The following is an 11,086-nucleotide window of genomic DNA, read 5'->3' on the forward strand; positions in this document are numbered from 1 at the left end:
TCGTCGGCGTACCAGATCCGCTTGGGCTTCCCGACCATCTCGCCATCGGGCCAGCCGAAGATCTCGTGGAGCTTTCGATTGCAGCGCTCCAGGATCCGATTTTTAATCAGGACGATGCCGGAGGTCGCCGAGTCCAGGATTGCCTGCTGCTCGGCAAAGGCCAACCGCAACGCTTCGGCGGATTTGCGCTCATCAGTTATGTCCTCGAAAATGGCGACAATGCCTTCGTTGGGCGCGGCGGCATTGAGGGCCTGCACCGCAAGTCGGGTCCAGAACGGCGAGCCGTCCTTCTTGCGAAACTGCTGATCGCATTCGTAGGTTTCGCCTTGCCCAACCTGCTCGTAGATCTCATGCCCAAGCCGCTCCCAGTCGTCATCATCCAGATACCAAACACGGGTCTGTTGCCCCTCCAACTCCCCGAGGCCGTAGCCGAACATTTTGTCGAGACTTCGATTGCAACGAATAACGACCCGGTCCCGGATGAGAGCAATGCCGACCCCGGATGCGTCAAAGATCGCCTTCTGTTCCTGATTGGCAATGGAGAGAGCGTTGGTCCGCTCCGCGACCATCAGCTCAAGGTGATCCTTGTGAAGCTCCAACTCCCGCATCATCTGCTTTTTGTCGGTGACGTCTTCCTTGATTGCAAGGTAATGGGTGATTTCGCCATCCGCCTGACGGACCGGGGCGATATGGGCGAATTCGACATATTCGCTGCCGTCCTTGCGGCGATTGACAAGTTCGCCGTGCCAAGACTCTCCTTGGCTCAACTTCGCCCACATATCCTTGAATGTTTCTGGAGGAGTTAGGCCAGACTGAAGAACACGCGGGTTGCTGCCGATCACCTCATCGCGGCTGAAACCTGTGTTGCGGACAAAGGCGCCATTAACATACTCAATCTTTGGCTCAAGATCCGTAATAACAATGCTTTCAGGACTTTGTTCAACCGCCAGAAAAAGCTTTCTTAAAGTATCCTCTTGTTTTTTCTTCTCAGTTACGTCCTCCTTGATTCCGACATAGTGACTGACGCGCCCATCGGACTGGCGAAGGGGAACGATGGTTGCCATCTCGATCCGTTCCCGCCCGTCCCGGGTAAGATTGGTAAATTCCCCTGACCAAGTTTCCCCTCTCGTCAATGCGTCCCACATGGCTCTGTAGGTCGAATTTGGCGTCCTCTTTGATTTGAGGATGCGGGGATTGCGGCCAATCACCTCTTCCCGGCTGTAACCCGAGTTTCGGATGAAGGCGTCGTTCACGTATTCGATCTTGGCATTGAGGTCGGCGATCACGACTGGATTCGGGCTTTGCTCGACAACCAGGGAAAGCTTGCGGAGTTCGGCCTGCGACTTTTCCCGCGACACCAGAGCATCCCGAAACGCAAGGATGGCTTGGGCCATGTCCCGCAATATGCTGTGGCGGTTCGCGCTGATCCGTTGGACTTCGGGCAAAGAGGCCGAGGCGACATCGCCTTGCGCCAGATCGTGAAGCGCCGAACTCAGGCTGGATACACGCCGCGCCACCCAGCTTCCTACCAGAACCCAAAGAATCAGCAGCGCCCCAATCAGGATTCCCCCATTCGCCATGATGCGCGCCGCCTGCCCCTCAAAGCTGGCTGACTGCACCTCGCCCTGACGAGCCGCCTCCTCGGCGACGGCCCGCGCGATGGCATGGGTGTGTTCGGACAGCGCGAGATAGCTGTTGGCCGCCTGATAGGCGAACTTCATTGCCCCCGGAGGATCGACGGCGGCGAGGTCTGTCGCCTGGATGATGAACTTTCGGTAGGCGTCAAAATCGATCCTGGCGTCTTCGACTTCATTCAGCGATCCGGCGTCAAGCCGCAGATTTGGAAGTAATTTCTCCAGTTCGGCCAAGCGATTGACCACCTCGCTATGGACGCGATAAGTCGCAGCCTCGTCGAGCTTGCCGTCACTCGCCATTTCCAGCGTCGATCCGACCATGCGCTGGATGCTGGCGACCTCTTCATTGATATGCGTGGCCGAAGAAACCCGCTCCAATTCCCGGCCCTGCAGGATGCTAACTTCCCTCTGGCTTTCTCTAAGGCTATGAAAGGAGCTGATATTCAGGGCTCCAGCCAATACCGCAACCACAATAACTGGGGCAAGAAAGATCACCAGATAGGGGGACATCCGGGCTGGACGGAAAGTCATGCTGTCACCGAAAAGGCTATTGTTGCAGGCCAGGCCACAGAGACGGCGGAATGCTGGCGATGTAATCGAATTCGCCATTTCCCTTGGGACGGAACACCACCAGGGTTCCTTCCTTGGGGAAATAACCGATCAGGTCCATCAGGTTCGGCGCATGGGCGATCAGGAGCCGATTCACTCCATTGGCGACCGGCGCCGAAAGAAGGCGGCGGGTATTGGCGATGATTGGCTGCTTTTCGGCATCCGTCAAATTCGCCGTGTAAAGTAGCTCATTGTCGAGCGTAAACGTGTGGTTTGGGAAAGCCGCCGCCACTGTGTCCTTGACCCGGCATAGCGGGCTGATGCGGATTTCGCCAATGGGAATGCGGGCCTTTCGAACTTCCTCGCCGACCTGGGCCGCCATTTTGAGCCCATCCTCGGTCAGCGGCCGTTGCGTGGAGCAGTCGTTGAGATCGACGGAGGGATATCGATCCGGCTTGGTGTTGTCGGTGCGGCCATGGCGCATGTAAAGCGCCCAGCCTCCCCGGCGCAACTGCTCCAAGGTTTCCTTGGTGGCGGTGATCTCCTTAAACTTAGCCGCCTCGGCCGGCGCGGCGCCGGTAGCGTCGGCATGGGCGGCGACTGGGCCGAGGACGGCTGTCGCCACAAACAGGGCAATGGCCATGTGGACAGTGATCTTCATCGCTATTACTCCCCCTGCTCGGGATCCGCGTGGCGGCGAGCGATTTCAACAAAGTCATCGCGGCGCGACAGGAAAGCGTCGACCACATCGGGATCGAAATGTCGGCCGCGTCCCTCGGCTATGATCGCGGTGGCGTCCTCGATGCTCATTGCCGCCTTATAGACCCGTCTGCAAATCAGGGCGTCGAAGACGTCGGCCAGAGCCATAAGTCGGGCCGAAACTGGGATGGCCTCGCCGCTCAGGCCCGTTGGATAGCCGCTGCCATCCCATTTCTCATGATGGCCGATGGAAATCTCATGCGCGACTTTGAGGAATGAGAATGCCTCGCCGGCTTGGGCTGCCATCTTGTTGTCGGCCTGCGCCAATGCCTGATCCATGGCACGGCTAATAGCTTCAGCGCCGATAGCCGGATGCGTCTTCATCACCTCGAATTCGTCAGGCGTTAACCGCCCAGGCTTGAGCAGAATTGCATCAGGAATACCAACCTTGCCAATGTCGTGCAGCGGCGCAGCCTTAACCACCATACCGAGCCGGGGGCCGACCAAGGCTTGGTGGAAGCGCTCGTGATTGGCAAGGCTGCGGGCCAGGAGATCGACATAGGCCTGCGTCCGGATGATATGATGGCCGGTCTCGTTATCTCGGGCTTCTGCAAGACAAGCCAGGGCGCGGACACTGAGATCCTGGATGAGCAGATTTTCGCTCATGCGCCGGGCGACCTCTTGCTCCAGCCAGTCATTCTGGCTGGCCAGACGGTCTCGCGCGCGCTTGAGCTCGAGATGGGTGCGGACCCGCGCCAGCACGATCGCGGGGACGATCGGCTTGGTGATGTAATCGACCGCCCCCAAAGCAAAGCCACGCTCCTCATCCTCTGTGGCATTCATGGCGGTGATGAAGATCACAGGAATGTCATGTGTCTCGGGATCCGAGCGGAGGCGCTCAAGGACGGCGTATCCGTCCATGCCCGGCATCATGACATCCAATAAAATGATGTCTGGGCGAGGAGTTGAGCCGACTATCCTTAAAGCACGCTCGCCCGAATTGGCGACGCGGACTTGGTACAACGGCTGGAGAAGCTCCCCCAAGATGGTCAGATTCTGTGGGGTGTCGTCAACGATCAGGACGCTTGTCAGCGGATGCGGGCCCGAGTCCTGGTCCATAGGTGGATCCTTGTCATAGCCATCCCCATGGCAAGTCGCCTAATCATAAACTTTCGAGATAGTCTATTCGGTTCGGCGAGGCAGTGAAAAGCATATTTTCACCCCCCCCTCATCACCATCTTCAATCCAGACTCGGCCCCTTGCGGCTTCGACAATTTTCTTTACTAGGGCAAGGCCGATGCCCGTTCCGGGCCTGTTAAAATCAGCATGAAGCCGTTCAAACAACCAGAATACTCGATCGCGGAATTCACGTGGTATTCCTATGCCGTTGTCGGCAACCGAAAAGACAACATCGGATCCATCGAGATTTGCCATGATGGTAATGTGGAGGTCGCGCTCCGGATCTCGGTAATCGATGGCATTGGTGATAAGCGCCCTGAAAATCGCAGTCAGTTGGTCAGAGTTCAGCCAAACGGACGACATTTCAGCTCGAGTGATCTTGCCCCCGGCATCTTCTAGCCGGTGGCCAACCTGTCTGATGGCGATATTGAGGGCATTTTCCGCATCGCAGAGCGCGGAAGGATCTGGAGCCTGGCAGGCCGCGAGATACAGCACGACGTCATGAAGCATGGTCCGCAGCCGTACAGCCCCGTCCATTATCTGTGCCAGGGACATTTCAGCGGCTTCATTCAATGGCTTCGGCAGTGAGCGCTGCAGCAATTGGGCGAAGGTGAACTGGCGCCGAACCGGCTCCTGCAAGTGGTGCGCAAGGATTTCCAGGAGGCGGCTTAATTCCGCCTCAAGAACGATATTTTGGTCATACAGCCAATCGCGCGTTGCCTTCATATCCAAATGATTACGGACCCGCGCTTCGACGATGGCCGGACGGATCGGCTTCGTGATGTAGTCCACCGCGCCCAAGTCCAGCCCTTTACGCTCATCCTCCGTGCTATCCAGCGCGGTCACGAAAATCACTGGGATCTTTCGCGTCTCGGGATTTTCCCTGAGCCGCCGAAGGCACTCATAGCCATCCATAACCGGCATCATCACATCGAGCAGAATGAGGTCGGGCTGTGGATAGGTTGAGGCGATTTTTAACGCACGCTCGCCCGATGTCGCCACCTTGACCAAATATGATGGCTGCAATAACTCGCCAAGAACTTGGAGGTTCTCGGCAACGTCGTCGACGATAAGAACGACAGGACGCTCGCTTCTCATAACCATTTTAAGCTCAAAGAACCTGAAGTAGCTCACATGGTAATACTAAAGTGATTTTGCGACAACAACGGCCTCGCGCGTTTGCGCTGTGGTTGTCTGGACGTCCGGATTGGGTCATGTTGAGCCAGTTGGTCGGGGCGAGGCGGGAGACCGCTGTGCCCCCGGCAGCCGCCATCCAGCGTGAGCGTCCGCTATGCCGGGTCTGTGCCAGATCCAGTCAGTGGCGAAGAATCCTAGTTGCCGACGCAACCCATGGGAACACCGCCATTTTCCGAGAACATCATTTCTCTTCGCAGCCTATGCGGATGACGGGCTGGATAAATGGCGGCTATTTTCCCACCCCATCCGCGACCAGGTGCAGCCGAGCCAGGGCCGAGTCCAGTTCGGCGGCGATCTTGGCCCTCTGATCGGCGGCCTTGGTCTCACGTAAGCGCCGCAGTGCGCTTTCCGCCTCGTTCAATTCGCCGACGCCCCGGCTATCCTGGCGTGTGGCCAGTTGCAGCTTCACCGATTCCAACTCGGCGGATTTGGAGGATTCATAGGCCTTGTCGATGGGCGCAGGCTGGGCCAGCGCCATGACGACGGGAGCTAAGGCCAGCAACACCGCCACTGCGACCAGACGGACCAAAATGCGCATCATGTACCTCCAGGACTTAATGTTTAAGCATAACAGATCAGGCTCCCCATTCGCGGATCACCACGGCTGCTACAGAGCGAAGAACCCGGCCAACTAGGGAACGGCGCTCGCCATTCATCAGCACCTGGCCCCGCACAGGTGTAAAAATGTCCTCTCCGCCCACGGTCAAGCGAACACGATAGACCGCCAGGTCGGGCACGAGAGACTTATTGTCGAAACGCGCGGAGATCGCACCGCCATAAAGAACCGCCAGTTCCGGGTCGGCCAGAGATTTGACGGCGGTGCGGTCGATACCGATGACCGTGGCGGAGCGGGCCCCACCTGAGCCTTCGGGAATGAAGGTGGCTGATGCGCCAACCGCGATACGGGGCAGATCATCCTCGGCGACGTAAGCTTCGATCTGCGTGCCTGAGCGAAGGGCCATCATCGGCTCCCTGGGGCCGATCCACTGACCGAGCTGCACCACGGGCGACAGGTCGATGACGGTACCATCGATGGAAGCGGTCAGCATCAGGCGGGATTGATCGCGGGTGAGCGCGGTGCGCTCCGCCATGACCGATCCCAGTTCCTGGACAATGGCCTGGGCGCGACTGCGGAAGCTGTCGTCGAAGCCAACGGCCTCGATCTCATATTTCAGCACACCGATACGGCGCTCGATCTGCGCCAGACGTAGCGCCATGTCTGGATTGTCAAGGCGAGCCAGAACCGTTCCGATGGTGACCTTGTCCCCGGCTTTGACAACCAGTTCACCGATCACCCCTGGCAATGGGGCGTAAACCACCATGTGATCCTTGGCCTTGAGCAGCGCCGGAGCCGATACCCGGCTGCTCCATGGCACCACGGCCAACAGAACCAACCCGGAAAACAGGCCGAAGGTGATCCGGCTGCGCTTGGTCGTCCGAATTGCCCTCGCCTTCTCCCACCATTGATTGAACTCGACGAAGAATGGCCGGGCCACGAACCAGCCGATTTCGACGCAGAACAGCATCACCCCGACCACCTTGATAAAGAAGTGATAGACCAGCATGGCGATGCCGAGAAACAGCGTCAGGCGGTAGATCCATATCGCCCAAGCGAAGGCGATCACCCCGGCGTGGATACGGGGAGGAAAGCATTCGGGGATGGTTTCCCCAAGCCCGAATAGGACCTCGCGCAGATGCCAGCGGGCCAAGGCGAAGGCGCGATTGTGCAGGTTGGGCATGTCGAGCGCGTCCATGGCCAGGAAATAGCCGTCGAAGCGCATGAACGGCGAAAGGTTGATGGCAAGCGATGAAATCCAGGTTGTCGCCGCCAAGGTGAAGGCTAAGGACTTGGCCGTGCCGTCGGGGAGCAGCCCCCAGGCCAAGGTCGCCCAAGCCGCCAAAGCCAATTCGGACAGGATACCGGCTCCGCCGACCATCAGCCGCTGGCGGCGCGAGGTTAGCTTCCAGGCTTCGTTGACGTCAGTATACAGCACCGGCATCAGCACCAAGAAGGCCACTCCCATGGTGGGGACACGCAGTCCATAGGATTTGGCCGTCAGCGCATGGCTCAGCTCATGGACGATCTTGGCAAAGCCCAGGGCGATGCCAAACGAGGCCAGCCCCTCCATGGAGAAATGATCAACGAAGGTCGTGGTAAAGATGCCCCACTGTCGGCCGACCAGGAACAGGCCGACCACCAACGCCCCCAAGGTGATGAGGCGGAAGGAACGCCGCCCCATCCACTCCACGAAGGGAAGGATGGCGTCGAGCCATTGGTCGGGGCGCACCAGAGGCACCCGGAAGAACAGATAATGATGCAACGCCCAGGTCAGCCAACCGGTCTTGTGGGCGTCATGGATGGCCAACAGGCGCTCTACATCCCTCGACCCCGACGGCTTGAGCAACTGGCTGCGTGCCAGGAACTCAACCACGTCACTCACGTCGTCGGCCTCCAAGGCCAAGGTCGTTTCGGCGGATACGGAGAGAGCGATGGCTTCGGAGTGTCCCAGATGCCACCGCGACAGCACCTCGAAAACAGGCCAAGTCAGGCGGAAGAACTGGTTACGCAAAGGATCGTGCAACAGCCAGGTCGGCGCCCCGTCATGGCCGACCGGGCCGGAATGAAGCGCCAGTTCATCGCGCAGGGCCGGGAGAGCGGCGCCGGCCGACATGATCAGAAGCCCACATATTGGCGAATGGTCGCCAACGGCTTCCTGAACAGCCACCACACCAGCGGCACGGCATCACCGTCGATGCGAGCCGTTCCCTTGAGGCCCAGACGTGGCCTGTCGGCCGGATCAGCCAGACTGGCGCGGACCCGATGGACGATGGTGCTGTCGGGCCGGGCCGATGCCTCGTAGGCTATGCTGCGCACCGTGGCATGCACAGGCGACAACGGGGCGGTGTTGAGGAACATGGTCAGCCGTGCTCCCGCCGTAACCTCGCCCACATCGGCAACGGCCACCCAGGCATCGATCTCGGTATCCTTCTCGTCGGCCACCGCCATCACTTTCTCGCCCACCGCCACCGGCTTGCCGATCCAGTCGGTGGGATCATCGAACACCACCACACCGGCGCGAGGAGATTTGACGGAAATACGGGCCAGCTGACTTTCCAGCAGGCGAACATCGGCGGCCTTTTCCTCGGCCTTGCCGGCCAGGATCGCCACCTGCGCCTTGGCCTTGCCATCGAATACCATGGCCTGAGCAGCCTGACGGTATTCCGCCTCGGCGGTGGCCCATTGCTGACGGGCCACGTCCAGCCTGCCCGTCAACTGTGTGGCATCTAGTTCAAACAGGGGCTGGCCTTCGCTCACGCTGTCATTGGGCTGAACGGCGATATGGTCAACGACACCATCGAGCGGCGCACGAACAATGATGGGATGCGCTGGAACGGAATCGGCGGGGGCCAACACTGAGCCAGTCACCGGAAACAGCGCCACAGCCAGCGCGGCGATGGCACCGATGCGGGTGCGGCGGCCGTCCGCCGCCTTCAGGCGTTGGCTCAGGGTGGCGCGTGGCAAGAGCGCCAAGCGCGACACCCGTACCAGGGAGGCGAGATGGGCCAACAGGGCAATCTCCTGCTCGGCAAACGCCTCATCACGGGCATAGAGCAGCGTCTCGCCGTCCATGGGCAGGCCCAGGGCATGGACAGGCAGCCAGTCACTCCATTGCTCGGTCAGGCCGGCGGGTAAGGCGGCAGCCGTCAGGGCGGTGGGAATACTCAGATTGGACAGATGACGAAAGACCTGGCCCAGCCACAGCAAATAGGGGCTGCCGCTTTCCACCGTCGCCGCTCCCGACACGGCGATCACTCCGTCGGCCCTTCCCCACAAGGCCGCTTGCCGGTAAGGAATCAGGGTGTGAGCAAGATTGACAGCCAGGAAGGCCACCTCGATAGGCCGCTTGGCGGCGAGGATACGTTGTTGTAGATCGAGGAGAGAGAGAAAATCCTCGTTCATGGCGGGGGAGTAAGCAGCACCTTGCCGCTCATGCCCGCAGACAGCTCCGGGAACCGCCCGCCGATGGTGCCCATCATCCTCACCGTTTGGCTGACTGGATCAATGCGGGCACCTGCTCGGACCAGCTTGACCGGATAGGTCCTGGTTGTCTCGTCGATCACCACCTGGAAGGCGTACCCTGGCTTCAGCCAAATCAGCCATTTGCTGGGCACCACGAAATCAACCTCCAGTTCGGTGTCGTCCAGGATGTCCAGCAGGGCTTGCCCCGGCTGGACAAATTGCTGGGAACGGGCCTTCTGCTCCACCACGCGCCCATCAAATGGAGCGGGGACCTGACACTTGGCGACCACGGCAGCTCCAGCCGAATCCTTGGCGCGGGCCTTATCGACTTCGGCCTGGGCGAGGTCGTATTCCAACTTGCCGATGGTCTGAAGCTCCAGCAGCCGCTTATTGACCGCCACGGTCTTTTCCGCAGCGCTTAAGGTCGCGCGGGCTTCGGTCAGTTGCGCCCGCTGCACCGAGCAATCGAAGGCGATCAGCGTTTGTCCTTTGGTAAATCGCTCGCCTTCACGCACCGCGATCTTTTCCACCTTGGCGCCGATCTCCGCGGCTAGGGTGGTATAATCGCGCGGCGTCAGCTGGGCACGGATGTCACCCTGCGGGGCCTGAGCCCAGGCGGCACCTGGCAGGGTGACCGCCAGGACAAGGAGGAAACGTCGCAGCATCATCTTCTCCAGCCTAGGCGGCGTGTCCGCTCGGCGTCGCGGCCCGGAACAGAGCCATCTGCTTAGCGATGCGGCCCTGATGGCCGCTGTCGCGCAGTTGCTGGGTTAGCGAGGGCTTGCCCACGGGCTTCAGCAGGCCTTGGCGACCACCGCCAGGGGCGGCGCCGCCCTGAGGTTGGCCGTCACTACTGGGAGCGACTTGCCCCTGCCCGGCTTCGCCCACCTTGATGCTGAAGGTCTGCACCGCTTCACGTCCCTCGGCGTCCCGGGCTACCACCTTGACCGTCACCTCGCCCCGGAAGCCGGGCGGCGGAGTTCCTTCGAAGGTGCCGTTTTGGGGATTGAAGCTCATCCATCCCGGAAGAGCGGCGCCGTTGACCTGTTGCGCGCTCAGGGTCACCGTTGCGTCGGCCTTGGTATGGGCGAAGGACTCGGCGGAAATCTGCACCGAAATCCGGCTGCCCGCATCCACGGCAGCGTCCCGGATCGGCGCGGCGACAACCAGAGCGTCGCCACTTCCAGTTCCCCGAGCCGCCACGGCCACCTGGAAGGCACTGGGGGCGGATACCGTTCTGGCATCCGGCACCACCGGTACACCAGCTGTCGCTGCGCGGGCCGCCGCCGAGACACCGGCGCCGGAAGTCGCCCCACCAGATTCACCGCTGCCGCTCGCGCCCGCCGCAGTGCCCGAACCCGCACCGACATTAGCAGTCCCTGCGCTTGTCGCGGTTCCCCCTGCAACGCCCACACCGGTTCCACCGGTCCTGGTACCGCCATTCTCGCCACCGGTGCCGCCAGTGGTCGTGCCACCGGTTCCATTTCCAGTCCCGCCAGGGCCACCGGCGAAGCCGACGCCCGTGCCACCAGCTGTGGCACCGCCCGAGGTTCCGACACCGCCATTCTCACCACCGGTCCCGCCAGTGGTCGTGCCGCCAGATCCAGTTCCAGTTCCGCCGGTTCCACCGGCGAAGCCGATGCCCGTGCCGCCAGCCGTAGCACCGCCACTGGTGCCGACACCGCCATTCTCACCGCCGGTCCCGCCCGTGGTCGTGCCACCGGTTCCAGTTCCGGTCCCGCCAGTCCCACCGGCAAAGCCGACACCCGTGCCACCAGCTGTGGCACCGCCCGAGGTTCCGACACCG

General features: G+C 60.8%; 9 protein-coding genes. All 9 read right to left on the reverse strand.

The window, feature by feature from the left end:
• On the reverse strand, positions 1–2,165 hold a 2,165-nt coding region (locus CCC_RS21050; RefSeq protein WP_201773281.1), incomplete at its 3' end, for a PAS domain S-box protein.
• Between the two features lie 16 nt (positions 2,166–2,181).
• Positions 2,182–2,826: a histidine phosphatase family protein gene (locus tag CCC_RS05065; RefSeq protein ID WP_152619700.1), complete on the reverse strand. Its 645-nt coding sequence runs from the start codon at positions 2,824–2,826 to the stop codon at positions 2,182–2,184.
• Positions 2,827–2,849: 23 nt separating this feature from the next.
• Positions 2,850–4,001, reverse strand: coding sequence for a response regulator (locus CCC_RS05070; RefSeq protein ID WP_041040151.1), 1,152 nt, complete (start codon positions 3,999–4,001; stop codon positions 2,850–2,852).
• Positions 4,002–4,064: 63 nt separating this feature from the next.
• Positions 4,065–5,195, reverse strand: a complete 1,131-nt coding sequence (locus CCC_RS05075; protein WP_041040153.1) for a sensor histidine kinase — start codon at positions 5,193–5,195, stop codon at positions 4,065–4,067.
• A 292-nt stretch (positions 5,196–5,487) separates the two neighbouring features.
• Positions 5,488–5,799 carry a hypothetical protein gene (locus CCC_RS05080; RefSeq protein WP_041040155.1) on the reverse strand — a complete coding sequence of 104 codons (312 nt, stop codon included), beginning with the start codon at positions 5,797–5,799 and terminating at the stop codon, positions 5,488–5,490.
• A gap of 34 nt (positions 5,800–5,833) precedes the next feature.
• Positions 5,834–7,930 carry an HlyD family efflux transporter periplasmic adaptor subunit gene (locus CCC_RS05085; protein WP_009867870.1) on the reverse strand — a complete coding sequence of 699 codons (2,097 nt, stop codon included), beginning with the start codon at positions 7,928–7,930 and terminating at the stop codon, positions 5,834–5,836.
• 2 nt (positions 7,931–7,932) lie between these two features.
• Positions 7,933–9,219 carry an efflux RND transporter periplasmic adaptor subunit gene (locus CCC_RS05090; RefSeq protein ID WP_009867868.1) on the reverse strand — a complete coding sequence of 429 codons (1,287 nt, stop codon included), beginning with the start codon at positions 9,217–9,219 and terminating at the stop codon, positions 7,933–7,935.
• Positions 9,216–9,947 (reverse strand): efflux RND transporter periplasmic adaptor subunit, encoded by a 732-nt coding sequence (locus CCC_RS05095; protein WP_009867866.1) that lies wholly within the window; start codon positions 9,945–9,947, stop codon positions 9,216–9,218. Before CCC_RS05095 ends, CCC_RS05090 begins: the two co-directional genes overlap by 4 nt.
• Before the next feature lie 10 nt (positions 9,948–9,957).
• On the reverse strand, positions 9,958–11,086 hold a 1,129-nt coding region (locus tag CCC_RS22405), incomplete at its 5' end, for a putative Ig domain-containing protein (RefSeq protein WP_201773282.1).

The sequence above is a fragment of the Paramagnetospirillum magnetotacticum MS-1 genome (assembly GCF_000829825.1).
Classification (GTDB): Bacteria; Pseudomonadota; Alphaproteobacteria; order Rhodospirillales; family Magnetospirillaceae; genus Phaeospirillum; species Phaeospirillum magnetotacticum.